This is a genomic window from Gymnodinialimonas sp. JB5-7, assembly GCF_055693405.1.
This window is the reverse complement of sequence record NZ_JBVFUX010000004.1, coordinates 212,670-237,505: the sequence shown is the minus strand read 5'-3', so window position 1 is coordinate 237,505 and position 24,836 is coordinate 212,670. Positions and strand designations below refer to the sequence as shown.

General features: G+C 62.2%; 23 protein-coding genes and 3 pseudogenes. 16 read left to right on the top strand and 10 right to left on the bottom strand.

Annotated features, from left to right (window positions below; genetic code table 11):
* Window positions 1–25: 25 nt before the first annotated feature.
* Both ACZ1HK_RS01805 and ACZ1HK_RS01800 read left to right on the top strand, forming a co-directional pair.
* Window positions 26–625: a superoxide dismutase gene (locus ACZ1HK_RS01805; protein WP_472627211.1), complete on the top strand. Its 600-nt coding sequence runs from the start codon at window positions 26–28 to the stop codon at window positions 623–625.
* Between the two features lie 79 nt (window positions 626–704).
* The gene (locus ACZ1HK_RS01800; protein ID WP_472627210.1) at window positions 705–1,157 is read left to right on the top strand and encodes a GNAT family N-acetyltransferase; all 453 of its coding nucleotides are present in this window, start codon (window positions 705–707) and stop codon (window positions 1,155–1,157) included.
* 39 nt (window positions 1,158–1,196) lie between these two features.
* Here ACZ1HK_RS01800 and ACZ1HK_RS01795 read toward each other — a convergent pair whose 3' ends face one another.
* The gene (locus ACZ1HK_RS01795; RefSeq protein ID WP_472627209.1) at window positions 1,197–1,736 is read right to left on the bottom strand and encodes an LOG family protein; all 540 of its coding nucleotides are present in this window, start codon (window positions 1,734–1,736) and stop codon (window positions 1,197–1,199) included.
* 122 nt (window positions 1,737–1,858) lie between these two features.
* Between ACZ1HK_RS01795 and ACZ1HK_RS01790 the strand changes: the two genes are divergently transcribed.
* From ACZ1HK_RS01790 to ACZ1HK_RS01775, 4 genes are all read left to right on the top strand, one after another.
* Window positions 1,859–2,101, top strand: coding sequence for a hypothetical protein (locus ACZ1HK_RS01790; RefSeq protein WP_472627208.1), 243 nt, complete (start codon window positions 1,859–1,861; stop codon window positions 2,099–2,101).
* Complete coding sequence (locus ACZ1HK_RS01785; protein WP_472627207.1) at window positions 2,094–2,462, top strand: hypothetical protein; 369 nt, start codon at window positions 2,094–2,096, stop codon at window positions 2,460–2,462. Before ACZ1HK_RS01790 ends, ACZ1HK_RS01785 begins: the two co-directional genes overlap by 8 nt.
* Window positions 2,463–2,905: 443 nt before the next feature.
* Window positions 2,906–3,259, top strand: a complete 354-nt coding sequence (locus ACZ1HK_RS01780; RefSeq protein WP_472627206.1) for a LysM peptidoglycan-binding domain-containing protein — start codon at window positions 2,906–2,908, stop codon at window positions 3,257–3,259.
* A gap of 69 nt (window positions 3,260–3,328) precedes the next feature.
* Window positions 3,329–5,197, top strand: coding sequence for an ABCB family ABC transporter ATP-binding protein/permease (locus ACZ1HK_RS01775; protein ID WP_472627205.1), 1,869 nt, complete (start codon window positions 3,329–3,331; stop codon window positions 5,195–5,197).
* Window positions 5,198–5,410: 213 nt separating this feature from the next.
* On the opposite strand, the pseudogene ACZ1HK_RS01770 reads toward ACZ1HK_RS01775, so the two are convergent.
* From ACZ1HK_RS01770 to ACZ1HK_RS01760, 3 genes and pseudogenes are all read right to left on the bottom strand, one after another.
* Window positions 5,411–9,256 (bottom strand): annotated as a pseudogene (locus ACZ1HK_RS01770) (efflux RND transporter permease subunit).
* On the bottom strand, window positions 9,253–10,440 hold the full coding sequence (locus tag ACZ1HK_RS01765) for an efflux RND transporter periplasmic adaptor subunit (RefSeq protein ID WP_472627204.1): 1,188 nt from the start codon (window positions 10,438–10,440) through the stop codon (window positions 9,253–9,255). Before ACZ1HK_RS01765 ends, ACZ1HK_RS01770 begins: the two are co-directional and overlap by 4 nt.
* The gene (locus tag ACZ1HK_RS01760; protein WP_472627203.1) at window positions 10,409–10,597 is read right to left on the bottom strand and encodes a hypothetical protein; all 189 of its coding nucleotides are present in this window, start codon (window positions 10,595–10,597) and stop codon (window positions 10,409–10,411) included. The genes ACZ1HK_RS01765 and ACZ1HK_RS01760 overlap by 32 nt, the downstream gene beginning before the upstream one ends.
* A gap of 274 nt (window positions 10,598–10,871) precedes the next feature.
* On the opposite strand from ACZ1HK_RS01760, the gene ACZ1HK_RS01755 reads away from it, so the two are divergent.
* The 3 genes from ACZ1HK_RS01755 to ACZ1HK_RS01745 all read left to right on the top strand — a co-directional run bounded on the left by ACZ1HK_RS01755 (window position 10,872) and on the right by ACZ1HK_RS01745 (window position 13,168).
* Window positions 10,872–11,747 (top strand): tetratricopeptide repeat protein, encoded by an 876-nt coding sequence (locus ACZ1HK_RS01755; RefSeq protein WP_472627202.1) that lies wholly within the window; start codon window positions 10,872–10,874, stop codon window positions 11,745–11,747.
* A gap of 78 nt (window positions 11,748–11,825) precedes the next feature.
* The gene (locus ACZ1HK_RS01750; RefSeq protein ID WP_472627201.1) at window positions 11,826–12,338 is read left to right on the top strand and encodes a hypothetical protein; all 513 of its coding nucleotides are present in this window, start codon (window positions 11,826–11,828) and stop codon (window positions 12,336–12,338) included.
* Entirely contained in the window at window positions 12,335–13,168 is an 834-nt protein-coding gene (locus ACZ1HK_RS01745; protein WP_472627200.1) for a PQQ-like beta-propeller repeat protein, read from the top strand. Before ACZ1HK_RS01750 ends, ACZ1HK_RS01745 begins: the two co-directional genes overlap by 4 nt.
* An 11-nt stretch (window positions 13,169–13,179) precedes the next feature.
* On the opposite strand, the gene ACZ1HK_RS01740 is transcribed toward ACZ1HK_RS01745, so the two are convergent.
* Together ACZ1HK_RS01740 and guaA are read right to left on the bottom strand one after the other, a co-directional pair.
* The gene (locus ACZ1HK_RS01740; RefSeq protein ID WP_472627199.1) at window positions 13,180–13,770 is read right to left on the bottom strand and encodes a YdcF family protein; all 591 of its coding nucleotides are present in this window, start codon (window positions 13,768–13,770) and stop codon (window positions 13,180–13,182) included.
* Window positions 13,771–13,920: 150 nt separating this feature from the next.
* The gene (guaA, locus tag ACZ1HK_RS01735) at window positions 13,921–15,513 is read right to left on the bottom strand and encodes a glutamine-hydrolyzing GMP synthase (protein WP_472627198.1); all 1,593 of its coding nucleotides are present in this window, start codon (window positions 15,511–15,513) and stop codon (window positions 13,921–13,923) included.
* 140 nt (window positions 15,514–15,653) lie between these two features.
* Here guaA and ACZ1HK_RS01730 point away from each other — a divergent pair, with 140 nt between their 5' ends.
* On the top strand, window positions 15,654–17,210 hold the full coding sequence (locus ACZ1HK_RS01730; protein WP_472627197.1) for a trimethylamine methyltransferase family protein: 1,557 nt from the start codon (window positions 15,654–15,656) through the stop codon (window positions 17,208–17,210).
* A 42-nt stretch (window positions 17,211–17,252) separates the two neighbouring features.
* Here the strand turns inward: ACZ1HK_RS01730 and ACZ1HK_RS01725 are convergent, their stop codons facing one another.
* Window positions 17,253–17,495: a DUF6477 family protein gene (locus ACZ1HK_RS01725; protein ID WP_472627196.1), complete on the bottom strand. Its 243-nt coding sequence runs from the start codon at window positions 17,493–17,495 to the stop codon at window positions 17,253–17,255.
* Between the two features lie 209 nt (window positions 17,496–17,704).
* Between ACZ1HK_RS01725 and ACZ1HK_RS01720 the strand changes: the two genes are divergently transcribed.
* The 6 genes and pseudogenes from ACZ1HK_RS01720 (at window position 17,705) to ACZ1HK_RS01695 (ending at window position 21,902) form a co-directional block, all read left to right on the top strand.
* The gene (locus ACZ1HK_RS01720; protein WP_472627893.1) at window positions 17,705–18,505 is read left to right on the top strand and encodes a hypothetical protein; all 801 of its coding nucleotides are present in this window, start codon (window positions 17,705–17,707) and stop codon (window positions 18,503–18,505) included.
* The gene (locus tag ACZ1HK_RS01715) at window positions 18,462–18,851 is read left to right on the top strand and encodes a DUF6456 domain-containing protein (RefSeq protein WP_472627195.1); all 390 of its coding nucleotides are present in this window, start codon (window positions 18,462–18,464) and stop codon (window positions 18,849–18,851) included. The genes ACZ1HK_RS01720 and ACZ1HK_RS01715 overlap by 44 nt, the downstream gene beginning before the upstream one ends.
* Before the next feature lie 154 nt (window positions 18,852–19,005).
* A complete protein-coding gene (locus tag ACZ1HK_RS01710) occupies window positions 19,006–19,287 on the top strand; it encodes a hypothetical protein (RefSeq protein ID WP_472627194.1) in 282 nt (93 codons plus the stop codon).
* A 205-nt stretch (window positions 19,288–19,492) separates the two neighbouring features.
* A pseudogene (lipA, locus tag ACZ1HK_RS01705) lies at window positions 19,493–20,437 on the top strand (lipoyl synthase); the annotation flags it as partial.
* 93 nt (window positions 20,438–20,530) lie between these two features.
* A complete protein-coding gene (locus ACZ1HK_RS01700; protein WP_472627865.1) occupies window positions 20,531–21,412 on the top strand; it encodes a tetratricopeptide repeat protein in 882 nt (293 codons plus the stop codon).
* Window positions 21,369–21,902, top strand: coding sequence for a tetratricopeptide repeat protein (locus ACZ1HK_RS01695; RefSeq protein ID WP_472627193.1), 534 nt, complete (start codon window positions 21,369–21,371; stop codon window positions 21,900–21,902). The genes ACZ1HK_RS01700 and ACZ1HK_RS01695 overlap by 44 nt, the downstream gene beginning before the upstream one ends.
* A gap of 19 nt (window positions 21,903–21,921) precedes the next feature.
* Here ACZ1HK_RS01695 and ACZ1HK_RS01690 read toward each other — a convergent pair whose 3' ends face one another.
* The 3 genes and pseudogenes from ACZ1HK_RS01690 to ACZ1HK_RS01680 all read right to left on the bottom strand — a co-directional run bounded on the left by ACZ1HK_RS01690 (window position 21,922) and on the right by ACZ1HK_RS01680 (window position 24,800).
* A complete protein-coding gene (locus tag ACZ1HK_RS01690) occupies window positions 21,922–23,175 on the bottom strand; it encodes a methyl-accepting chemotaxis protein (protein ID WP_472627192.1) in 1,254 nt (417 codons plus the stop codon).
* Between the two features lie 268 nt (window positions 23,176–23,443).
* Window positions 23,444–24,335 (bottom strand): annotated as a pseudogene (locus ACZ1HK_RS01685) (c-type cytochrome).
* Window positions 24,336–24,338: 3 nt separating this feature from the next.
* Window positions 24,339–24,800: a c-type cytochrome gene (locus tag ACZ1HK_RS01680; RefSeq protein ID WP_472627191.1), complete on the bottom strand. Its 462-nt coding sequence runs from the start codon at window positions 24,798–24,800 to the stop codon at window positions 24,339–24,341.
* Window positions 24,801–24,836 lie beyond the last annotated feature (36 nt).

The following is a 24,836-nucleotide window of genomic DNA, read 5'->3' as shown; positions in this document are numbered from 1 at the left end:
CACCACATCAAAACAGGGGGCCAAAATGGCATTCGACCTTCCCGATCTTCCCTACGCCCATGACGCGCTTGCCGCCAAAGGCATGTCCGCCGAGACGCTGGAATATCACCACGACCTGCACCACAAGGCCTATGTCGACAACGGCAACAAGCTGATCGCCGGGACCGAATGGGACGGCAAATCGATGGAAGAGATCATCACCGGCACCTATGACGCGAACGCCGTCGCGCAGTCCGGCATCTTCAACAACATCTCCCAGCTTTGGAACCACAACCAGTTCTGGGAAATGATGGGGCCCGGAGATGCCGGCATGCCGGGTGAGCTTGAAGCGGCGCTGACCGAAAGCTTCGGCTCCGTCGACAAGTTCAAGGAAGAATTTTCCGCCGCAGGTGCGGGCCAGTTCGGCTCGGGCTGGTGCTGGCTGGTGAAAGACAGCGATGGCGGCCTTAAGGTCACCAAAACCGAGAACGGCGTGAACCCGCTGTGCTTCGGCCAGACCGCGCTTCTGGGCTGCGATGTGTGGGAGCATTCCTACTACATCGATTTCCGCAACAAGCGCCCGGCCTACCTGTCGAACTTCCTCGACAACCTGGTGAACTGGGAAAACGTCGCCAGCCGGATGTAGTCGCCAATTGATCGACTAGAAAGACCCGCCGATCTTGGCGGGTCTTTTCATTTGTAGTGATCTCGGGCCTGATACGCACATGATCCGAACGGCCACCCGCAACGATATCGCCGACCTGCAAGACCTCTACCGGTACCTCATTCCAGATGAGGAAAGCGCACCTGAAACCGTCGCGGCCGACCGGCTGGAGGCGCTGCACGCGTTTACCGGTTCATGTATCTTGATCGCGTTTGAGGGCAACCAACCCGTCGCCACGGTCACGTTGATCATAGTGCCGAACATGACCCGCCTCGGCGCGCCTTATGCCTTTATCGAGAACGTCGTCACCCACGCAGACCATCGGGGCAGGGGCCATGCCAAGGCCCTTCTGGCCGAGGCTGAAGCACGCGCCTGGGCCGCAGGTTGTTACCGGATCATGATCGTCAGCGGCAATCACAACTCTGCCGCCCATGCCGCCTATAGTGCGGCGGGGTATGCCGCTACGAAGACGGGCTTTCAAAAACGGCGCATCCCAGACAGACCCGCGATCTAGTCGCCGTACCCACGCCCATCAGCGCAGCGGAGGGCCGGTTTACGCCAAAGCCGCCATCAGCGACGGCACATCAGGTACAGTCTCGACGAACGACAAAAGCGTTTCGTCGGCAAAACCTTCCGCCACCACATGGTCCATAAGCGCGCGCAGCGGATCCCAATAGCCGTCAACGTTCAATAGAAAGATTGGCTTCTCATGCAGCCCCAATTGCCGCCAAGTCAGGGCCTCGAAGAATTCGTCCAGCGATCCGGCGCCGCCCGGAAGCACCACAACCGCGTCTGCATTCATGAACATGACCTTCTTACGCTCATGCATGGTCTCGGTGATGACGTATGTGGATAGGTCCGTTTTGCCCACTTCCATATCGACAAGATGGGTCGGGATCACGCCGAACGTCTCGGCCCCGCCGGACTGCGCCGCGCGGGCCACGGCCCCCATGATGCCGACATCGCCCGCGCCGTAGACAAGCCTCATCTTTGCATTGGCCAAGCCCGCGCCCAATTCCGTTGCAGCTGCCATATAGGCCGGGTTCGAGCCGGGCCGCGCGCCACAATAGACACACAATGAGAACGTGGACATCACTATACCTTGTGTTTTGGATTCCTTTGTTCCCTGATAGGGAGGATGTGCTGGCCGCTCAAGCCGTCATAGGTTAACGGCCAGGCAATGGTCCGGGGAGATGTCATGCGGCGGGGTCGTCCATGAAAATCGCGGCGATGTTTGGCTCAAGTTCCACTGCCATTGGCGCGGCAGCCGGTGGCGCTGTCCTGCTGGTGGCCAGTGCGGTCGGCTATTCTGTTTTGACATCGGATACCGACCCCGACGCGCCGGACACCTCCGTACCCGACATTGCAGAGGTGGTTGAAGTTGACCCGACCGCGCCGGAAGAGCCAGGCGAGCCAGTGATTGCGGAGGCGCCGGCCTCGTGGCGCGCCGATGCTTGATGTGGTCCGGGTGGAGCCTGACGGAAACACCCTGATCGCAGGCCAGACCGAGCCGGGTCTGCCCGTTGCGATCCTTCTCGATGGCACGGAAGTCGCCTTGGTCGAAGCCGACAGCGCGGGCGATTTCGTGGCCTTTCTGACATTGGTGCCCTCTGATGCGCCCCGCATGATATCTGCCGAGGCCCGACCTGAGGGCGCACCGGCCTTGCCGGGCCCAGAGTCGGTTCTGGTGGCCCCATTTGCTCTGGCGGCCGCAGAGCCCGCGCCGGAAAGCCCGCCAAACGTTCCAGTGGCAGAAACGGTTGAGGCAGAAGAAGCGACGCCGGAGCCATCGGAGAGTGAACCCGTGGCAGAGGCTTGAAGCCCCTGCGCCTGACACAGTGCCCGCGCCCGAAATCGAGGCGATCGCCGAAGTGCCCGCGGCTGATACCCCAACACCTGAGGCACCAGTTGAAACCGCCGCGCAACCCCTCGCACCACAACCTGAAACTGTAGCCTCTGCGCCCTCGTTGGGTGCGCCAGCGCCACTTGATGCGGCATCGGATGCACCCAGCCCAATTGCCGCAGCGCCGTCCTTGTCGGTACCTGTGCCCAGTCAAACACCGGCAGTGCTGATTGCAGGGCCCGAGGGGCTCCGCATCGCGCAAGGCCCCGGCACTCCCGCCGTGCAAACCGTCGTGCAGCTTGATGCCATATCCTATGACGCAAGCGGCGCGGTCATTCTGGCCGGCCGTGGCCCGGCAACGGCGGATATTCAGATCTACCTCAACAACCAGCCCATCCAGTTGGGCGAGGTCGGCGCAAATGGCGCCTGGTCGTTGCAATTGCCGGACGTTGATCCGGGCACCTACGATCTGGTTGTGGCCGAACTTGGCCGAAGACGGCTCCGTCGAAAGCCAGGTTGCAACTCCGTTCCTGCGCGAAGACCCCGAGCGTGTGGCCGAGGCCCCCGCGCAGGCGGCTGCCCAAGGGATCGACGTCATCACGGTGCAGCCTGGGTTCACGCTTTGGGGTATCGCCGAAAACAGCTTTGGCGACGGCATCCTTTACGTGCAGATTTTTGAGGAAAACCGGGACCAGATCCGCGACCCGAACTGGATCTTCCCGGGCCAGATATTCCGCATGCCGGAAATGGACGCAGACGGTGCACAGAACTGAGCGGTGCCACTGGTAGTCCGGGGGCGAAGGCTTAGGTTAAGCCCCTGACGGACAAGGGGGCGAGCTTATATGCCAGCCGACACCACCGCGCAGGGGCAAAGCGGCCCGGCGCCCACAAATTCACCCGACCCGATTGAAGCGCAGGACGTGGCCGAGCGCCGCTCAGGCTGGCGCACGATCCGCAAGGTCGCGCCCTATCTCTGGCCTGACGACAAGCCATGGGTGAAGCAGCGCGTTGTGATCGCGCTGGTGATGTTGGCAATGGCCAAGGTCATCGCTGTAACGACACCGTTTTTCTACCGTGAAGCCGTGAACCTGCTGTCCGGCGAAGGCACGTCGCCCGCATGGATGCTGGGGGCAGGGGCCGTGGCGATCACGGTTGTCTACGGCCTGACCCGCGTGATGAATGTGGGTTTCCAGCAGCTGCGCGATGCTGTGTTTGCGCGGGTGGCGCAACGGGCTTTGCGGCAGCTTGCGCTGGAGACGTTCCAGCACATCCACGCGCTTTCGCTGCGGTATCACATCACCCGCAAAACCGGGGGCCTCAGCCGCATCATCGAGCGTGGGGTGAAGGGCGTCGAGTTCCTGTTGCGGTTCCTGCTGTTCTCCATTGGGCCGCTGATCCTGGAACTTGCGCTCACCGGCATCATTCTGGCCGTGGTCTTCGACATCAACTACCTCTTCGTGCTGGCCGTAACGATTGCCGCTTATGTCTGGTTCACCTTCAAGGTGACCGAATGGCGTGTGCGCATTCGCAAAGAGATGAATGATCAGGACACCGACGCGAACCAGAAGGCCGTCGACAGCCTGCTGAATTTTGAGACAGTGAAATACTTTGGCGCCGAGGCCCGCGAAGCGCGGCGTTATGATGTGTCGATGGAGGGCTATGAGGCTGCAGCGCTCAAGACCTCCTATTCCTTGGCGGCCTTCAACTTCGGCCAGTCGTTGATCATCACGGCCGGGTTGGTCGCGGTGATGGTCATGGCCGCCATGAGCGTGCAATCGGGCGATCTGACGGTCGGCGATTTCGTCATGGTCAACGCCTATATGATCCAGATCACCATGCCGCTGAACTTCCTCGGCACTGTCTATCGTGAGATCCGGCAAGCGCTGGTGGATATGGGGGAAATGTTCGACCTGCTCGAACAGCCGCAAGAGGTGCGCGATGCCCCTAACGCCAAACCAATCGAGGTCGATGGCGGCAATGTGCGGCTGGAAAACGTCGTCTTCGGATACGAGGCCGCGCGCCCGATCCTCAAGGGCGTCGATATCGACATCCCGGCCGGGCAGACCGTGGCCGTCGTGGGTTCGTCCGGGTCTGGCAAATCCACCATCGGCCGGCTGATGTTCCGCTTCTACGATGTGGGCGACGGGCGCATCACAATCGACGGGCAGGACCTGCGCGATGTGACCCAGGAAAGCCTGCATGCCCAGATCGGCGTCGTGCCCCAGGACACGGTGCTGTTCAACGACACGATCTTCTACAACATCGCCTATGGCCGCGACGGCGCAACCCGCGCAGAGGTTGAGGCGGCGGCAAGGGCCGCGCAGGTGCATGACTTCATCATGTCCCTGCCCGAAGGCTACGATACGGCCGTGGGAGAGCGGGGCCTGAAGCTCTCGGGCGGTGAAAAGCAGCGTGTCGGAATTGCGCGGACCTTGCTGAAAGATCCCCCGATTCTGGTGTTGGATGAAGCCACGTCCGCGCTCGACACGGATACGGAGATGGAGATCCAGGCCGAACTGAAGGCCATGGGGGAGGGGCGCACGGTTCTGACCATTGCGCACCGCTTGTCGACCATTGTGGATGCGGACCGGATCGTCGTGCTTGAGAAGGGCGAAGTGGTCGAAGAAGGCAGCCATGAGGCCTTGCTGGAGCGCGACGGGCGCTACGCACAGCTTTGGCATCGGCAGGCGAATGAGGATGAGGCAGCCTAGAGGGATTGCGCTGTGCCTTCGGCCCATTCGCCCGGGCGCGCGCGCTGCGCGCGCTCATGAGCGGGGCGGCCCCGGCTTCGCTTCGGCCGCGGTGGCGGGCTACGCCCACCTATTTTCAGATTTCCTTGAAAGACCCGGGGCGCAGCTGTGGCCTTTTGCGACTAGGACCCAAATGAAAAGGCCGGCGCAACGGCCGGCCTCTCTTCGTTCACTTCATTCCGCTGCACGCAAGGGCGGTTGCGGCGGGATATCGTTTTCGAGTTCGGTATCCTCGAACGGATCAGCACGCGGCCGGGATGTCCTCGGGTGCGGGAGGGATCGGGTTCTCGGCCGCCGATTTCGGCTCAGGCGTCGCGATAGTCGTGAGGCAGCTCCGAGGGTTGCGACCTCAGCGTCGCTGGGTCTTCGTCCCAGTAGATCACCGGGTTGCGTGCGCGCCGGGCCTGCCGTTGCAACGCCCAGTCCTGCGCGCGCTGGCTCATATTGCGGGCGCCAAGCCGGGCCAACCCGCGGAAGCCCCAGGACAGGATCGTCCAGAACCACACCCGCAGCGCCAACAGCGAGGGCGTGAACAAAAGCGTCAGGAAGGTCGCAATGCCAAGCCCGAACACCACGGCCGTCGCCAACTGCTTCCACCACAGAGCCGTGGGGCTGTCGATGGTATATCCGCCAGACCCGAAATCGAGGCTGATGCCGTACATCATCGGCGCCAGACCCGCCATCGTGGTGATGGTGGTCAGCAGAACGGGGCGGATCCGCGCCTCAACCGTGCGCACGATCGCCTCAAGCCGGGGCATGTAGCGGCTGTATTCCTGATAGGTGTCAATCAGAACAATGTTGTTGTTCACCACGATCCCCGCCAAAGCCACGATGCCTGTCCCCGTCATGATGATCGAGAAGGTCTGATCCATAACGATCATCCCCCACAGCACGCCCGTGGTGGACAGAACCACGGCCAACAGAACCAGAATGGCGTTGTAGACCGAGTTGAACTGCGCCAGCAGGATGATGAACATCAGCCCGAGTGCGGCCGCAAAGGCCGAGCTGAGGAAGGCCTGGCTTTCCTCCTGATCTTCCTGATCGCCGGCCCATTCCCAACTGACGGAGGCAGGCAGGACGTCTTGCGTCTCAAGCCATTCTGTAAGCTGTTCGATCCGCTCATTCGCGGTGACCGGCGTGGTCGGAAGATCGCCCGCGATGACACCATCGCCAATCTCGGACACATCAAGATCGGAGTAATTGGCGTAAAGCTGATAGCCAACCTCCTGATGTTCAAAGTCCGCAGTAGTGTCGCCGGTGGCAATCTCAGCCACATCGCGGATCAGGGCGATGATGTTGCCGTCGGCATCATCCACACGCTCCAGCCCGGACAGGACATCGGCTTTCACCATGAAGAAGCGCTGCTGATTATAGCGTTCGATGGTCGCAAGCTGCGGTGTCGGCTCCCACGACACGAAGTTGGACAGCGGTACAAGACCATCGCGGGTCCGCACCCGAAGGCTGTCGAGTGTGCTGAGAACACGCGCCTCTTCCGGGAAGCGGACGCGGATGTCGATTTCCTCGTCAGAGGTCGGAACGCGCATCGTGTCCAGCAGGATGCCGCGCGTCACAAGTTGCACCATCGCGCCCACCGTCGCCACATCGGCGCCAAACCGGCCTGCGGCCTCCACGTCCACGTTGATCTGCCAGTCGATGCCGGGCAGGGGCAGCGTGTCTTCGATCAGCGTCAGACCATCAAGGCTTGCGTAGTATTCCCGCACAATCCGGGTCGCTTCCTGAAGCTCTTCCCAATTGTCACCGGCCAGACGCAAGCTGATCGGCTTGCCTTCCGCAGGGCCGGTGGAGGCCGAGAAGATCTCGGTCTGGATGCCGGGGATCTGGTTCAACCGGGCTTGCAGCGCATCGAGGATCATGTCGCCATCGGCGCGCTCACCCCAAGGCTCCAGATCAATCTGAACCTGCCCGATCGTGTCCGACGGCGCCGCCGCACCACCGGTATTGTTGTTCAACCCGCCGGAACCGGAGAAGGCGAAGACATCGCGGATGCCGTCGGTCTCCAGCACGATATCTTCGACCTGGCTGACCAGCGCGTCCTGTTCCTGCACGCTCAGATTGCCGCGGGCCCGCACATAAACGATGGCGTTCTCGGGCTCGGTCGCAACGAAGAATTCCACGCCGTTGCTGTTCTCACCGAAGTAATTGAACGTGAAGCCGACAAAGCCGAGCACCGCGACAACCGATACAACAGGCATGACCGGATTGCCGGTCAGGAAGTGCACGAACCAGCCAAACGACGACCGGCGATAGCCGGACTCTACGGCCTTCTCACGGCGCTGGAATTGCACCGTGGCAATCAGGACCGACATGATCACGCAGGTCGCCACGAACGTCAGACCGCCCAGGATCATCTGCATGACAGGGGACATGTCTGGCGGCATAGGCAGCAAGATGCCCGGCTGCACCACGTTCAGCGCCGCCATGAACATCAGATAGCCCGCGCCGATCGTCAGCGCGAGGCGCACGAGATACCAGGGGATCAAGCCCTTCACGACGGCTGCCGCATTGTCGATTACCCGGCTGAACCGTGCGGCCACACCACCCAGAACCGGCAGGTAGATCAGCGCCACGATCAGCGAGGCTGACAGAACGAAGATCAGCGTCACGGGCAACATGCCCATGAATTCACCCGGCACGCCGGGCCAGAACAGCATTGGCAAGAAGGCACAAAGCGTCGTCGCCGTGGACGACACGATGGGCCAGAACATCCGCTTGGCGGCATCCGCATAGGCCTGCATAGGCCGCGCGCCTTCTTTCAGGCGGCGGTCGGCATATTCGACGACCACAATCGCGCCATCCACCAGCATCCCCACCGCAAGGATCAGACCGAACATCACGATGTTCGAGATTGTGATCCCCATCACGCCGAGCAGGATGAAGCAGAGAAGGAAGGAGGTCGGGATCGCAAAGCCCACCAGCAGGGCGGAGCGCGTGCCAAGCGCCGCCAAAACCACAATCATCACAAGCGCAATGGCCGTCAGGACGGAGCCTTCCAGCTGCCGCACCATGCTGTCCACTTGCACCGACTGGTCCAGCGTTGTCTCAACCGTGACCGACGCGCGCAATTCCTCCGGCCAGCTTTCCTGAACTCGCTCAACTTCGGCCCGGATCAGCTCCACCGTGTCGATGATGTTGAAACCCTGCCGTTTGACGACCTGCAGCGCCACGGTTGTCTCACCATTGAAGCGCGCGGTTCCGGTCTCATCCTGATAGGTCAGGCGGATCTCGGCCAACTCGCCAAGGGTCACGACCCGGTCGCCGTTTACCGTGACGGCCAGGTTGTAGACATCCTGCGCATTGTCGAAGCTCGACGGGATCGTGATCGAGATCGCACCACCCGCCGTTTCAACCTCACCGCGCTGCAATCAACTGGTTGTTGTTGACGACCGCGTTGATCAGATCGGCAGCGGTGACGTTGTAGGCCTCCAATGCAAGCGGATCGAGGATTACCTCCAGCATCTCATCCCGAGTGCCGGCAAGCCCCGCTTCCAGAACGGGGGAGAGCGTCTCAAGCTCCGCCTGCATCTCATTGGCCAGCCGGATCAGCGTGCGTTCCGGCGCATCACCTGACAGCGCCACGATTATGATCGGGAATTCCGAGAAGTTGATCTCGTTGATCGAATAGCTTTCCGCGCCTTCGGGGAATTGCACCTCGGCCCGGCCCATGGCGTCGCGGACATCTGCGATGGTCTCGCCCTTGTCCCACCCAAACTCGAACTCAAGGAACACACCTGCATAGCTTTCGCCGGCGGTGGAGTTGATGCTCAGCAAACCATCAAGGTCCTGGAATTCCGCCTCCATCGGGCGGATCAACAACCGTTCGCTATCCGTGGCCGAGATGCCGGGGAAGGGGACCGAGACGAAAAGGCCTGGAATATCAATATCCGGCTCACCCTCTTTCGGCAGGCCAATATAAGCCGCCGTGCCCGCTGTCAGCGACAGCAGGACAAAGGCGATGACCATGCGGGCGCGGCTGGCGGCCCAGTCGATGATGCCGGTCATTGCGTCAACTCCTCGAACGTAGTGCGAACCTCAACGCCAGCGGTGACAAATTCCTGACCCACTGTGATGACATCCGCCATGTCGGGCAGCCCGGTCAGCAGAACACCGCGCGGGGTGTCGCGGATCATCTGAACCTCAACGAATTCCACCACGCCATCCACGACCGTGCGCACACCAAGGCGACCATCATCATCCAGGGTCAGCGCGGACGACGGCAGAAGATGCGCCGCAATGCCTTCGGTCTGCACCAGAATGTCCGCCGTCTGACCGTCACGGATCAGCAGTTCGGGGTTATCAACTGTAATCTCAACGCGGAACGTGCGTGTGTTCTCATCCGCAGAGCGGCTGACAAAGGTGACTTCCCCCTCAACGCGCTGACCGGAGGAGAGTTCGGCCCCCGCGCGCGCGCCAACGACGACACGGTCCACCTGTGCTTCGGGAACGAAGCCAACCAGCTTGATCGGGTTCAGCTGGATGATGGTCGCGCAGATCGCACCCGGTTGCATCAACGTGCCCAATTCCGCCGTGTCCGATTCCAGCAAACCTGAAAACGGCGCATAGATCGTCAGGTCGCCAATGGCGTCTTCGGCACGTGTGACGGCGGCCTCAGCGGCCCGCACACCGGCGAGCGCCGATTGAATACCGGCCTGCGCCGATTGCACGCCGGCGTCTGCGGCCTCCACACCGGCCTGGGCGCTTTGCACGCCAGCCTCTGCGGCGGCAACACCGGCTGCAGCAGACAGGGCGCGCGTTTCAGACCCAAAACCCGACTCGCTCAGGCGGGTGGCGGCGTTGCCGTCGATTTGGGCGGAGGCCAGCTGCGCCTCGGCTTGGGCCAGCATGGCGCGTGCTTCGGGCAACCGCGCCTGCGCTTCGGGCAGGCGGGCTTCTGCCTCCGGCACACGGGCCTGAGCTTCTGCAAGCCGCGCCTGCGCTTCTTCCAGGGCTGTCTGCGATGTGCCGGGATCAATCTCGCACATCACCTGGCCTTCTTCGACAAAGGCACCGGCCCGGATCGGCGTTGAAATGATGCGACCCGAGGTCTCGGAGGCCACATCGACCAGCCGGATCGCTTCGGTTCTGCCGCGCATCAAAACAGCATTTTCAGTGACTTGGGCCTCAGACCGGCGCACAACCACATGCATGCGGCCATCATCGGCGTCGGTGTCCGCCTCGCTCTGCAAGCGCCTCTGCGGTCTCTTCTTCGGCCATCTCTTCAGGGGCATTCTGCGGCTCAGGCACAAAGCCCGCCGCGAAATTGGTCAGGCTCTCTCGATCCAGTACGACAAAGTAGAGCGCAACGCAGACCAGCGCCGCGGTCAGAATTGGAAACAGCTTCATGCCTTCGACCTTTCTTGTCCAAACGCCCCCCGGCGTTGGAATGTCAGACCATCCCTTTGGGCTGACATTATCCCGTGTTGACAGTTTACGCTGAACCGTCCAGTTCAGATTACTTTTTTCCGGCGGGGCTACAAGAGTGAACTGAACGGTTCAGAATACTCGCCTCTCGGTAGATCGCACCTTGCCAGATGCACTGGTCTTCCAGCCCTTGCGCCTTGACCCAATGCCGGGGTAATCCCTGCGCAACAAAGAATTCCGGGGTGGAGCGGCAGGCATGTCCAATACCGACAGTTTTATTGATGAAGTCAGCGAGGAAGTGCGCCGTGACCGGCTGTTTTCGCTGTTTCGTCGCTGGGGGTGGCTGGCGATCCTAATCGTGGTCGGAATCGTGGGGGCCGCCGCCTGGTTCGAGTGGCAATCCGCGCAACAGCGCGCCGCGTCCGAAGCCTTTGGCGATGCATTGCTGGCCGGTCTCGAAAACGAAGATCCCGAAGCACGTATCGCGGCCCTGTCCGAGATTGAGACACCGTCACCCGAAGTCGCCATGATCCTTGCCCTTCTGGCAGCCGGTGAAGAGGCGAATTCCGAGGACACCGCAGCCGCCGCAGCCCGTCTGCGCGCAGCGGCAGAGACGCCTGGCCTGCCGCGCCGCTACGTCGACCTGGCCTTGCTGAAAGCGCAGATGATGGACCCGGCGCCGGAAGATGAAGCACGGCTGGTGCTGGAACGTCTGGCCGAACCCGGCGCACCCTATTCGGCCCTTGCGGAAGAGCAATTGGCGCTTGTGGATATCCGCGCGGGCGATCTTGATGCCGGTCTCGACCGGTTGCGCAGCATCGAGAACAGCGCCGCCGCCACAGCAGGCTTGCAACAACGCGCCGCGCAGTTGATTGTGTCGCTGGAAAGCGGGGCCGTTTTGGTGGACGCGCCCGTGGAGGAAGAGGCACCGGAAGAGGCACCAGCCGAGGACGCACCTGTTGAGGGCGATGGCGCGGCTGAGCTAGGCTCGGAAGAAGAGCCCGCCGAAGACGCAGCCGCTGAGGCCGACGATGCGCCGGCAGACGCACCTGCCGGCGAAGCGAGCGCCGAAGAAGAGGGTGCGGAGGAAGAACCTGCACCGGCAGAAGAGGCCGAGGCAGAAACGGAATAAGCCTGTGGCCCGACTGGCCCGGCGCAAGACATTTTAGGGTCGCAAGACGACCCCAAGACAATGAGTGGTGGGCACGAGATGAGCACAATTTTTAAAGCCAGCGCTTTTGCCTGTATCGCCGTGCTTGGCCTTGCTGCCTGCGAGCGGGAAGTGGTCCTGCCCGGCGAACGGTTCTCGATCGACACGCCCCTCGCTGATGTCCTCAGCGGCGACGCAACCCGGTCTCTTGCCGATGCGGGTGCTGCCGACGCGCCACGCGCCATCAGCCTGCCCGGTACCGTCCGGATCGCCACATGGGAACAGCGGGGCTACAATTCCTCGAACCGCACACCGCACGCCAATCTGGGCTCTAGCCTGACGCCCGTGTGGACGGCCGATATCGGACGCGGCAATTCGCGGCGCAATCGCATCACCGCTGATCCGGTCTCGGACGGTGCGCGCGTCTTTACCATGGACGCCACAGCCGGCGTCGTGGCGACCGACCTGTCCACAGGCGGGACGGTCTGGTCCGCTGATCTTCAGCCCGGCTTTGACCGTGGCGGCTCGGTTTCGGGTGGTGGGCTCGCCCTGTCAGGTGGAACACTTTTGTGACCACCGGATTTGGAGAGCTGATTGCGCTGAATGCGACCACCGGCGCGGTGAATTGGCGGCAGCGTCTCGATGCGGGCATCGGGGCGCCGACCATCTCGGGCGGGACTGTCTATATCGTCAGCCGCAACAATCAGGCTTGGGCGCTTGAAGCCGCCAATGGACGTCTGGTCTGGCAAGTCCCCGCCACCACAACCGAACCGCTGCTCAGCGGCGGGGCCGCGCCCGCCGTGACGGACCGCATCGTTCTGTTCCCCTTCGGCTCGGGCGAGCTGTCGGGAACGCTGCGCCGCTCAGGCGCACCTTTGTGGGTCACATCCGTGGCAGGTGGGCGCAGTGGCGTGGCCTATGCCAATATCAACGATGTCACCTCGGACCCGGTCATCGCCAATGGCCGCATCTATGTCGGCAACCAATCGGGGCGCGTTGTGGCACTGAACCCCGGCACCGGCACCCGTCTTTGGACGGCTGAAGAAGGGGCCTATTCGCCCGTTCTGGCCACAGGCGGTGATCTTTTCTTCGTGTCCGACCGGAACGAACTCATCCGCCTTGATGCCGGATCGGGCGCGCGCGTCTGGGGCACGGAACTCCCGCTCTACGTCAATGATCGGGAGCGTCGCCGTCGCGCCGTCTTTACCCATTACGGTCCCATTCTTGCAGGCGGTCGCCTTGTCGTGGCCTCGGGTGACGGCAATATCCGCTTCTTCAGCCCGGAAAGCGGCCAACTTGTCGGCGCGGTTGAGATGCGCGATGGCGCGGCTGCCCATCCCATTGTGGTCAACGATATGCTGCTTGTCGTGACCGAAGGCGGGCGTTTGCAAGCGTTCCGCTAAGGCTGATCGCTTCACGCCATCAGCGCGCCGCGAACGTCCTGATCAATCCAGAACAGCGCGCCGTAGATCATCAAACGCAATGCGTTGAACCAGATCGCGGAAACCTCGCGCAGCAAGGGTGCTGGCCGATCCACCATCGCGGCGGAGGATGACAGCCGCACATCCTCAAACCCCATGACCCGGAATGATACCCAGGATCGCGGCAGGTGATAGGCATCGGTCACAACAATTACCGGCTGCGCTACATCGGTCATCCGGGCCGAGAACAGAGCATTTTGCAGAGTCGAGCGAGACTGCGGCTCCAATGCGACGACGTCGGGCGGGACCCCCATGGCCAGGATGTGATCGACCATCAAGGTTCCGGCCCCGGTGCCAGTGACCAAGATATCTTCCGCCAGACCCGCCAGAAGCAACTCGGCGCAGCGCTCCGCCCGCATCGCGCTGTTTTCGGCCAAAACGCCCTGATGCGACCCGCCGCCAAGACAAATCACTTGTGCGGCCGGCGCGGGAAGCGTGTCGCGCGGCCAATACCAATTGCTCAACAAGACCATGGCGAGCGTCGCGGCATAGAAGATCACCATCAGCCGCAGAACACGCCGCACGCGCCGCATTTTGGTTCGCCGGATCAGGGCCAAGGGCTTATCCAGGCGGCAACATATTTCGTGAACAGGGCCAACATGCCCCGGTCTTAGCCGCCAAAGGTCTTCAAAGCATGAACTTTTTGCAGGGTTGGGATCACCGGGTCCTACGGCTCATTCCCACTCGATCGTGCCCGGCGGTTTTGAGGTGATGTCATATGTGACCCGGTTGATCCCCGGCACCTCGTTGATGATCCGCGTCGCCGTCTCACCCAGGAAGTCGTGGCTGAACGGATAGTAATCCGCCGTCATGCCATCAACGCTCGTCACAGCCCGCAGCGCGCAGGCATAGTCATAGGTCCGACCATCCCCCATCACGCCAACCGTGCGCACGGGAAGGATCGCGACAAAGGCCTGCCAAATCTCATCATAAAGGCCGTGCTTGCGGATCTGGTCGATATAGACCGCATCGGCCAGCCGCAGGATATCCAGCTTCTCCCGCGTGATCTCACCTGGGCAGCGGATCGCAAGGCCGGGGCCGGGGAAGGGGTGGCGCGCAATGAAATGGGCGGGCAGGCCAAGCTCGTGGCCCAAGGCACGCACTTCATCCTTGAACAACTCGCGCAGCGGCTCGACCAGCTTCAGGCCCATCTTTTCGGGCAGGCCACCCACATTGTGGTGGCTTTTGATCGTCACGCTCGGGCCGCCGGAAAAGGACACCGACTCAATCACATCCGGATAGAGCGTGCCTTGCGCCAGATAGGCGGCCCCTTCGATTTCATTGGCGTATTTCTGGAACACGTCGATGAAGAGCTTGCCGATAATCTTGCGCTTGGTCTCGGGGTCGCTAACCCCCTCCAGCTCGCCCAGAAACAGCTCTTGCTCCTCGGCATGGATGACCGACAGGTTCATGTGATCGCGGAACATCGCCACGACCTCTTCACCCTCCTTGTGGCGCAGCAGGCCATGATCCACGAACACGCAGGTTAGCTGGTCGCCAATCGCTTCGTGCAAAAGCGCCGCCGTCACCGACGAATCCACGCCACCCGACAGCGCACAGATGACCTTGGCATCGCCCACCTGCGCCCGGATCGCCTCCACCGCCTGCTCGCGGTAGGCCTCCATCGTCCAATCGCCCGAGAACCCGGCCAGACGCACGAAATTCTCATACAGCTTCGCGCCGCGCGGCGTGTGGTGCACTTCCGGATGGAATTGCACGGCAAAGAACCGTCGCTCCAGATCGGCAGTAATCGCATAGGGTGCATTGGGCGAGGTCCCGTAGACCTCGAACCCCGGCGCAAGCTTGGCGACATGGTCGCCATGGCTCATCCAGACTTGCTCACGTCCATCCGCAAACCAGCCATCCAGCAAATCAATCGTGCCTTCAGGCTCCACAAAAGCACGCCCGAACTCAGCTGTACCGCCGCCTCCCGAAATCTTGCCGCCATGCACCTCGCCGCCAAGGTCCTGCATCATCACCTGCTGACCATAGCAAATGCCCAGAATCGGCACGCCCGCGGCGTAGGCCGCCTGCGGCGGTCGTGGCGAACCCTCACGCACCACCGAATCCGGCCCGCCCGAGAAGATGATCGCCTTGGGGGCGAACGCTTCGATGAACGCATCATCGACGTTCTGATAGGGATGAATCTCGCAATAGACGCTCAACTCGCGCAGGCGGCGGGCGATCAATTGCGTCACCTGCGACCCGAAGTCGATGATCAACAGGCGTTCATGGTCGGCGGGGTCGGGGACGGCGCTTGTGTTCATGGTTGCGGATTAAGCTGCAGGGCAGGGGCGTGCAAGCCCACCATGTCGCATCCGCGTCGCAGATGACGCAATTCGCCCGCTTGCCAATTGCCCCACAATGTAGACACGCCCCAACGGGTCACTTGCGCTTGGAGGGTGTCATGGGCGAAGCGGAACAGGCGGATCAACCACGGCGCAGGGCGCGTGGGGGCGGGGGTGCTGCGCGGCGGGCCAGTCGGTCGGCCGTCAGCTTTGAGACGGCGCGGTTCATCGAACGCAAGATCCCGAACCTCGACATCCTGCATGACGAGGCGCTCGAGATTATCGAGGCCAATGCCGAAACGGTGCTGGAAGAGATCGGCGTCATGTTCGTCGAAAACCCCGCAGCACTGGATCGCTGGCGCGACGCCGGGGCCGATGTCCAGGGCGAACGCGTCCATATTCCCAAAGGTCTCGCGCGCGAATTGATCAAGACCGCGCCCTCGAAATTCACCCAGATCGCCCGCAACCGCGCCCGCGACGTTGAGATCGGCGGCAACACGATGGTTCTGGCGCCCGTTTATGGCCCGCCCTTTGTCACCGACCTCAAGGACGGACGGCGCTACGCGACCATGGCCGATTTCGAGATGTTCGTGAAACTCGGCTACATGTCGAAATGGCTGCACCATTCCGGCGGCACCGTGTGCGAGCCCACCGATGTGCCCGTCAACAAGCGTCACCTCGATATGCTCTACGCCCACATGACGCTGTCCGATAAGCCCTATATGGGCTCTGTTACGGACCCGTCGCGCGCGGTCGATTCGGTCGAGATGTCGAAGATTCTCTTCGGCGCGGACGTGGTCGACCAGAGCACCGTGATGACCTCGCTCATCAACATCAACTCGCCGCTGACCTTCGACAGCGTGATGATGGGCGCGCTCGAGGTTTATGCCGAGGCCGGGCAGGCCTCCATCATTTCACCGTTCATCGTGGGCGGCGCGATGGCGCCGGTCTCCGTGGCCGGAACCCTTACGCAATGCCTGGCCGAAGGGCTGGCGGGCGTGGCCTATAGCCAGCTGGTCAATGCAGGCTCACCGGCGATCATGGGAGCGATGGTGACGTCGATCGACATGAACTCCGGCGCGCCGACCTTTGGCACGCCTGAGACCTCGCAGATCACCTATGGCATGGGCCAGCTGACCCGGCGACTGGGGCTGCCGTATCGCTCCTCCGGCTCGTTCACCGGCTCCAAGATCCCCGATGCGCAGGCCGGGTACGAGACCGCGAATTCGCTGAACATGGGCCTCTTGTCAGGCGTGAATTTCATGCTGCATTCGTGCGGCTGGCTGGAAGGCGGCCTGTCCTCCAGTCCAGAGAAATTCGTGATGGACGCCGACCAGCTTGGCATTCTGCACAAGATGGCCGAAGGCGTCAGCGTGGATGAGAACGCGCAAGCCATGGGCGCGCTGCGCGAAGTGGGCCCAAGCGGGCACTTTCTGGGCTGCGAGCACACGCAGGCGAACTATCAGACCGCGTTCTGGCGCACCAATGTGCTCGACTACAAACCCTATGAGACCTGGGCCGAGGATGGCAGCCGCTCCAGCTACGAGCTTGCGGCGCTCAAGGTCGAAAAGATGCTGTCGGACTACCAACAGCCCGCGCTGGACCCCGCCATCAACGAGGAATTGCGCGCCTATATCAGCCAGAAGAAGGCCTCGATGCCCGACGCGTTCATCTGAACCGGCGAGCAGGTTATCCACATCAAAAAGTAAACGCGCGGCTCAGTTGACCGCGCGGGCCGCGGCCAGAAGCGCGCTCATCACCTGCACGTGGCGCGTGGGCGAATAGCCCATGCCACCGCCCATGCGCGCGGCGTTCAACATCTCTTCCTCAGCAATCAGCTTTGTCACCGGGCGGCGCTTGGCCCGGCGGTGCGCGTCCCCTGTTTCACAGGCCAGTGTGGCGGCCCGCACCAATAGCCCCGGGCGGCGTAAGGCGCGCAGATGTGTGGTCAATTCGGTCATTTTGGTATCCCCAAGCATGAACAATCACGGCCTAAGGCTGCCACCGGGAAAAAGGGGCGTTGCATGAATCCGGGAACCTGCGCGCGGACCCCCTGAAAAAGTTTACGTTTCGGAAACAATTTTCCAGTTATCCACAGAATTTAACCATTCAGTAATCAATACGGCGGAATTTTGCAGGCATTAACCTTTTGATCGCGAGGCCTCTGGCCATGAACCATTCTGACTCTGCAAACACGACCGCTGCATCGGACTTACCAGCGTGGGTTCCGCAACAGGCGCAGCAATACCTTGCCCACACGGCTTCGGGGCAAAGCTACCGCAATATCGCTGGCACGTTTGGGAAATCGCCGTCGACGATCTGTCGGCAAGTGCGCGACCTCGAAGACCGGCGGGACGACCCATTGCTGAACGAAGCGCTGGACACCTTGTCCAGCCCACGACCCTGCGAACGGACCGATTCCACCACTCAAAACAAGGAGACGCGGCGAATGACTGCCCCGATACGGACGCCGATTGAAGACGAGACGCTGATTACACGCGAAGCGCGCCGGATTTTGCGCCGGTTGTGCGAAACGGGGGCCGTTCTGGCCGTGGCTCAGGATATGGACAAGGCCGTGGTGCTGCGCCAGGGCGTCGATGGGGACCAGACCCGCACCGCCGTCGTGGATCGCCGTGTCGCGCAGGCCTTCGCCGTCAAGGATTGGATCGAATGCGTCAAGAAGGGCGGGCGTATTGCGCGCTACGGAATCACCAATGCCGGAAAATCCGCCCTCAAGCGCCTGATCGAAGAAGACCGCAAGCGCCGCGTCGGCAATGCCGGATTTGCCGAAGGCCCCACGGCGTTTCAGGGCCAACATGCGAACTGGGGCAAACGGAAGGTCTCGGGCGAAGACGGAAAGCCCGTGCATTTGCGCGTGAACCTCTCTGAATCGCCGCTTGCAGGTCTGGCCCGCCGCAAGGGCCCTGATGGCAAGCCGTTCCTCGGACCCGAGCCTGGTGCAGGCGGGTGAGCGACTGCGCGAGGATTTCGAGTGCGCCCAAATGGGACCGCGCGTCGGCCAGAACTGGGACCGGTTCCTGACCGGGGGCGATCGGGGCGGTTTTCTGTCCGATGGCGGCATTGGCGAAGGCCCGATGGATGCCCGCAAGCGCGTATCCGATGCGCTCGACGATCTCGGACCCGGATTGGCGGATGTCGTGATGCGGGTCTGCTGTTTTCTGGAAGGGCTTGAGTCCGCCGAAAAGCGGCTTGGTTGGTCGGCGCGGTCGGGCAAAGTTGTGCTCAAGATTGGCCTGCAACGCCTCTTGCAGCATTATGAAGCAGCGCACGGCTTCGTGCCGGCGACACGGGACTAGGGCGCGGCCCGGGGCGGGGTGGGGTGCATAGAATTGGGAGTGGGCGGATGCATAGAATTCTCTGCGAAAACTATCTCAGCCAGACCAAGGCTTTGCGAAATTGCTGAAAATCCATGGGGTTTGCGGGGTTCCGGGCGGGATGAAGACCGTGTTGATGACCGACCACACGCTTCTGACATCCGAGGTTCAACCATGCTTAGAAAACTCGCCTTTGCCCGCCGCCTTCGCCCTCTTTGCCGTTCCGGCCGCTGCACAAAGTGCCGCACAATGCGAACAGGCATTGATGATCGGTCCGCAACAGGCAGACCCCGCCGTGATGGCGGCTTGCATGCCCTATTTCCAGACACTGGCGACCAATGCCGCAGCGCCGGGGACGTTCGCTGCCCCAGTGGCCGGAACAACGGTCACGCTGTCCACGTCAGGCACCGGCGGCTAACGCACTTTGCGTTTTATCTGAGACACTCTTTGCGTCCGCGTTCGCGCATCGGCGCGCGGCAGCGGGTTGCGATTGAAATCAAAAGCAAAAGTGCTCCAGGCTCGAAACGGCTTGCACCTGGCACATAGCGGCTGTGCCATCTCGCCCGGGTGACGTAGGGATCGTTTAACGTTAAATGATCTCTATCGCACCGAACGAGGAAGCCATGCGCGATCTAAAGATCCCCGAACAGCGCCACCCGGAAAAGGCGCGTCGGCCCGACAACCCGCAGCCGAAAAAGCCCAGCTGGATCCGCGTAAAGGCCCCGGTGGGGAGGGATACGAATCCACCGCAAAGATCATGCGGGACAATAAGCTAACAACCGTCTGCCAAGAGGCGGGCTGCCCGAATGTGGGCGAATGCTGGTCGCAGGGCCACGCCACCATGATGATCATGGGCGAGGTCTGCACACGCGCCTGCACCTTCTGCAACATCGCCACCGGCAAACCGCCGGAACCGCTTGATGTGTTTGAACCGGGCAGGGTGGCCGATGCCGTCCAGAAACTCGGCCTGAACCACGTCGTTATTACCTCCGTAGACCGCGATGATGTCTCCGATGGCGGGGCCGAACATTTTGCCCAGACCATCCGCGCCATTCGTCACCGCGCGCCCGGAACCACGATCGAGATCCTCACGCCCGACTTCATCAAATCCACACCCGACGCGCTGCAAGTGGTGGTCGAGGCTAAACCGGATGTGTTCAATCACAACCTCGAAACCGTCCCCGGCCTCTACCCCGAAGTGCGCCCCGGCGCGCGCTATTTCCACTCGCTCCGCCTTCTGCAACGGGTGAAGGAAATGGACCCGACCATTTTCACCAAATCCGGCATCATGGTGGGTCTGGGCGAAGACAAGCAGGCCGTGCATCAGGTGATGGACGACATGCGCGCCGCAGACATCGATTTCCTGACCATCGGCCAGTATCTGCAACCCACGCCCAAGCACCACAAGGTGGACCGTTTCGTCACGCCGGAGGAGTTTGCGGGGTATGAGAAAGCGGCTTGGGGCAAAGGGTTCCTGATGGTCTCTGCCACCCCGCTGACCCGGTCGTCGCTACCATGCGGGCGATGACTTTGCCCGTTTGCGCGAGAACCGCTTGGCAAAACTGGGCCAAAGCCTAAGCACTTTACCGGATTTCCCGCCTTCGCAGTCTGCGTTGGGTGTGCCTATATTGGGCGCACCCTTCACAGCTGGATGTCCGTTCATGTCCCGATTTTCGAACCTCGCCTTGGCCACAGCCCTTGCGCTGACCCTGTCTGCACCGCTCTCCGCGCAAACCTATGACGACGCGCGCGCTGCTTACGATGCGGGCGATTTCGCGCGCGCGGCCGAGCTCGTCATGCCCTTGGCGGATGCAGGTGACGCGGCGGCGATGAACATGCTGGGTCTGATGTACGATGACGGGCTCGGTGGGCTGTCGGTTGATCCGGTGCGCGCGCTCGACCTTTATACGCGGTCCGCGGATGCCGGTTTCACGGGCGCCATGAACAACCTCGCCCGCGTCTACCATTACGGCCTGTTGGGGGAGGAGGTCGATGTCGGCCGCGCGCAGACGCTTTACGAACGCGCGATTGAGGGCGGCAGCGAATTCGCGATGAACAACTTCGCCCTCATGCAGGAAGAGGGGCTGTTGGGCGCGCCCGATTGGGCCGCCATCATCGACCTCTACGCTCGCGCCGCCAACCTGCAGGAACCAAGTGCGGCCGCGAACCTCGCCAATGTCTTCCTTAACGGTCGCGATGGCGTGCCCGAAAACCCGTCGCTCGCCCGGCAATGGGCCGAAAGCTCGGTTTCGGTCGGATCGGCGCGGGGCATGCGGATGCTTGGCTATATGCTCGAATTTTCCATCGGCGGCCCGGAAGACATCCCGCGGGCCGAGGCCCTTTATCGCCAGGCCTGGGATCTGGGTGATGCCGCCGCGGCCAACGATATGGCGCTTTTGTTCAACTACGGCGCCACGGGCGTGCCGGTCGATTTCGACCAGGCCGTCGAATGGTATGAACGCGGGATCGCCGCCGGCGATGAATGGTCCCACGTCAATCATGGCCGACCTGCTGGCCGATGGCGATCCAGCGGTTCCCGATGATCCCGTGCGCGCGCGCCGCCTTTATGAGATTGGGCACGATATGGGCAATCTCGATGCCAGTGTCGCGCTCAGCTACCTGCACTGGGACGGCGTCGGCGGCCCGGTGGATTATGATGAGGCGCGTCGCCTGCTGACCCACGCCGCCGAGCAGAACGATCACGGCGCCATGAACGATCTGGGCGTGATGCTGCAACAGGGCCTTGGCGGGCCGGTGGATGTGTCCGGGGCGGCCCATCTCTATCAACGCGCGGCGCAGGGCGGGCATACCCTGGGCGCCCAGAACCTTGCCTATATCCTCACTGATACAACGAAATCACCCGTTGATCCGGTCGAAGGCGTGGCCTGGTGCCATTTCAGTGCCGAGCGTGAGGATAACCCCGATACGCGTGACGAATACCGCCTGAATTGCGCCGATCTCGCCCAGAACCTCAGCCAGGCTGAACAGAGCGCTGCAATCGCGCGCTCTGCTGAACTGCTCAACACCTATTGATCCAAGGAGCGCCGCGGGATCAGTCCTGCGGCGTCACCCCCATGCGCAATCCGCCCCAATGGCGGCCACAGACATGGATCGGCGCGGACAGGTCTTTCATCAGCACAAACGCACCACCACCCATATCACGCCGATAGGTTTGCATCAGGAACGGCGCGGTATTGCGCCCGGCCTTCAATCCAACCCGGTCGTCAAACAAACGCCGGTTCCGACAATTCGCAGCATTCCAAACCGGATCAGGTCCCTGAGGGTGCGAGAATTTGCGATTATGGGTCGGCAAATACCCGTTCAGATCAACGGCGCTGCAAAAGATGATGCGCGCATTCTCTTTTAGGATCGCCTCCTGGATCGGCGGCAACAGCGCGTCGGTCAGCGCGGTGAAGGGGGCCATGACCTGTTCAGGGTCCGTGCCGTGAATTGGCACGTAGGTTCTGTCAAAAAGCTCCGCTTCACTGATATGGCCCGCCTCAATCGCGGCCTCGAACTTCGCCCCGATCATCGCCGCCCGATCCTGCACCAGCTCGATCAAGGCACCATCGGCGGTGGAGGCCCCCATCTGCACCGAAACCTGCACAGCATATTCCGAGATATCGACAATGGTTTCCGCCCGTTGGGTCGCCTTGTGCACTTCGTCAGCGGTTTCAGCGAGCGTCGCGCTCAACCCAGCAAAGGCCGGCGTGAATCGGTTGATGACCGTGCGCGCATCCTGCGCCGCGCGGCTAACCTGCAGCGCGTCGTCGGTTGCGGCCTTCACGTCCGCACTGATCTGCGACAGGGCGCTGTCTGCTTTGGATGACCCTTCCAAAACGGCGTCAGCACTTTCGGTGATGTTGACCGCATCTGCACGCAAATCCACCAACGCCGCGCCAAGCGTTCCGGTAGAGTTTGTGACATCCTGCGCCGCGCCCGCCGTCTCTTTCGACAAGGTGTTGATGGCCTCGGCCACCACGGCAAAGCCGCGCCCGGCGTCACCGGCCCGCGCGGCCTCAATCCGGGCGTTGACCGCCAGGATATTCACCTGCTTTGCAATTTCCGCGATCCGCTTGTTGGCCTTCTGGACCGATTTCAGCGTTTCTTCGACAGCGGCAAGGGTGCCGTCCAACGTGCCAACCCATTCCGCCACGTCCTTCGATTGCTCGGTCGATTGGCGCAAGGCCGCGACCGACCCGTCCACGGTGTCGAGCGCGCGAGAGTTGACATGCGCCACCGCAGCCAAGCCGTCTGTCATCTCCGTCGACACACGCGCAAGCTCTTCCGCCTGATGCGGAGACATCTTCAACCACGCTCAGTTGGGCTGAGGCTTGCCGGTCGATCTCCTCAAGCGCGCCAGCAAGTTCGACAATGTTCTGTCCGGTTTGCCCGGCAAGTGCGCCCAATTGCTGAAGGCCGGATTGCCGGCTGTCGGCCTGGCCCGCCGCATCTGTGTCTGTGGCCATATGAGGCGAGGATAGTGGCGTCGAGTGCATGGGGATCCTGAAAGCGTGCAAACCTTTGATCCGGCCATAGCCTGCCTTGGCTTTCGGTTCCGTTAAGATGCCCCCTTAAGGCATGTCGGGCACACTCAGCAGGTAGGCGGCAATCGCCGCGCGATCCGCCTCGGTCAGTTCCGCCATATTCAGGATCACGGATCGCATATGCCCGCCTGCTACATCAAAGTCCGGCGTGAACCCGTCATTCAGATAGGCCGCAATTTCACCGTCGGACCAACCAAGGGCGCCCGGCGTGACGTTCGGGATTGTGCCGCGCCCCGACGGGTCGGGCGCACCGCCAAGCCAGTTTGCCAGATCAAGCCCGCCCAAGAGCATTGCGCGGCGTATGGCACTCGCCGCAATGGGCAAGCGCCTCTGCCAGGTAACGCCCGCGTTCGGCCTCTGCACTCAGATCGCCCTCGACGGCGAAATCGTCGCGCAAGTGCAGCAGATTCCACGCCCCAACCGCGCGCCGGATCGAAAAGGGAAAGCCCACATCATGCGGCTCTGATGGCGTGTCCGAGGCGGGCAGGGTCTGCATGAATGCGTAAAGATCGGCGAGGTCTTGCCGCTCCGCCAACCGATAGGCCGTATACGGGAAGGCGGGATAATAGTGCTGCCCCTCCGGGCTGATCCCGTTCTGCAAGGCGGTCAGAAACTGCGCGAGGGTCCAGTCCCCGATGCCATGGGTTGCATCGGACGAGATATTGGGTGCCCGAAACGTGCCAAACTCGCTTGGAAAAGCCTGCCCGCCCGACAGGATCAGCCGATCCGCGCCCTCAGCATCATCGGCGGAATGGCATGAGGCACAGCCCGCCGCCCAAAACACAGCCTCACCTGCGGCCGGATCACCAGTAAGCCCGGCAATATCCGTGTCAGTGATGTGAACCGGTCGGGTAAGCCAAAGCCCTGCCGCACCAGCGACAAGGCCCAGGATCACCACAAAGCGGACAAAGCCGCGCATCGCTCAGTTCGCAGGCGCGCGATAATCGTCGTGGCAAGACCCACAAGCGGCCCCAACCGGGCCAAGGGCGGCGCGCATGGCGTCCAGGCCATCACCGGCAACGGCAGCCAGCCCTTCGGCCCCGGCGCCAAACTCGCCCCAGATTTCAATGACCCGGCTGCCCTCTTCCCAAATGGCGGGCAGGGCGCGGGTGCCTTCGATGCTGGCATTGTCTGTGCCAACCGGCCAATGGAAGCGCTGGTCGATCTGGCTGACGGCCAGCAGGTTGTTCGCAGCCGCCTGCGCGGCCTCGGCATCATAGTCCGTATTGCCGCGCGCCATATTGCCCAGCACACCGATGTTCAGCGCCATGACCTGGAACTGCCCCTGGCGCGCATTCACCGCCGGATTGCTCTCCTGCGCCGTGGCGGCGAGGGCAAGGGCGCCCGTCAGGGCTGATGCGATGAGAATTCGGGTAAGGGTCATGGCGAAGCTCCAATGTTGTGTGGCTGACATGTCGCG

Coding starts and splice junctions, on each gene's coding strand:
- ACZ1HK_RS01805 (WP_472627211.1), top strand. CDS start 26: ATGGCATTCGACCTTCCCGATCTTCCCTACGCCCATGACGCGCTTGCC.
- ACZ1HK_RS01800 (WP_472627210.1), top strand. CDS start 705: ATGATCCGAACGGCCACCCGCAACGATATCGCCGACCTGCAAGACCTC.
- ACZ1HK_RS01795 (WP_472627209.1), bottom strand. CDS start 1,736: ATGTCCACGTTCTCATTGTGTGTCTATTGTGGCGCGCGGCCCGGCTCG.
- ACZ1HK_RS01790 (WP_472627208.1), top strand. CDS start 1,859: ATGAAAATCGCGGCGATGTTTGGCTCAAGTTCCACTGCCATTGGCGCG.
- ACZ1HK_RS01785 (WP_472627207.1), top strand. CDS start 2,094: ATGCTTGATGTGGTCCGGGTGGAGCCTGACGGAAACACCCTGATCGCA.
- ACZ1HK_RS01780 (WP_472627206.1), top strand. CDS start 2,906: ATGGCGCCTGGTCGTTGCAATTGCCGGACGTTGATCCGGGCACCTACG.
- ACZ1HK_RS01775 (WP_472627205.1), top strand. CDS start 3,329: ATGCCAGCCGACACCACCGCGCAGGGGCAAAGCGGCCCGGCGCCCACA.
- ACZ1HK_RS01760 (WP_472627203.1), bottom strand. CDS start 10,597: ATGAAGCTGTTTCCAATTCTGACCGCGGCGCTGGTCTGCGTTGCGCTC.
- ACZ1HK_RS01755 (WP_472627202.1), top strand. CDS start 10,872: ATGTCCAATACCGACAGTTTTATTGATGAAGTCAGCGAGGAAGTGCGC.
- ACZ1HK_RS01750 (WP_472627201.1), top strand. CDS start 11,826: ATGAGCACAATTTTTAAAGCCAGCGCTTTTGCCTGTATCGCCGTGCTT.
- guaA (WP_472627198.1), bottom strand. CDS start 15,513: ATGAACACAAGCGCCGTCCCCGACCCCGCCGACCATGAACGCCTGTTG.
- ACZ1HK_RS01730 (WP_472627197.1), top strand. CDS start 15,654: ATGGGCGAAGCGGAACAGGCGGATCAACCACGGCGCAGGGCGCGTGGG.
- ACZ1HK_RS01725 (WP_472627196.1), bottom strand. CDS start 17,495: ATGACCGAATTGACCACACATCTGCGCGCCTTACGCCGCCCGGGGCTA.
- ACZ1HK_RS01720 (WP_472627893.1), top strand. CDS start 17,705: ATGAACCATTCTGACTCTGCAAACACGACCGCTGCATCGGACTTACCA.
- ACZ1HK_RS01715 (WP_472627195.1), top strand. CDS start 18,462: ATGGCAAGCCGTTCCTCGGACCCGAGCCTGGTGCAGGCGGGTGAGCGA.
- ACZ1HK_RS01710 (WP_472627194.1), top strand. CDS start 19,006: ATGACCGACCACACGCTTCTGACATCCGAGGTTCAACCATGCTTAGAA.
- ACZ1HK_RS01700 (WP_472627865.1), top strand. CDS start 20,531: ATGTCCCGATTTTCGAACCTCGCCTTGGCCACAGCCCTTGCGCTGACC.
- ACZ1HK_RS01695 (WP_472627193.1), top strand. CDS start 21,369: ATGGCCGACCTGCTGGCCGATGGCGATCCAGCGGTTCCCGATGATCCC.
- ACZ1HK_RS01690 (WP_472627192.1), bottom strand. CDS start 23,175: ATGTCTCCGCATCAGGCGGAAGAGCTTGCGCGTGTGTCGACGGAGATG.
- ACZ1HK_RS01680 (WP_472627191.1), bottom strand. CDS start 24,800: ATGACCCTTACCCGAATTCTCATCGCATCAGCCCTGACGGGCGCCCTT.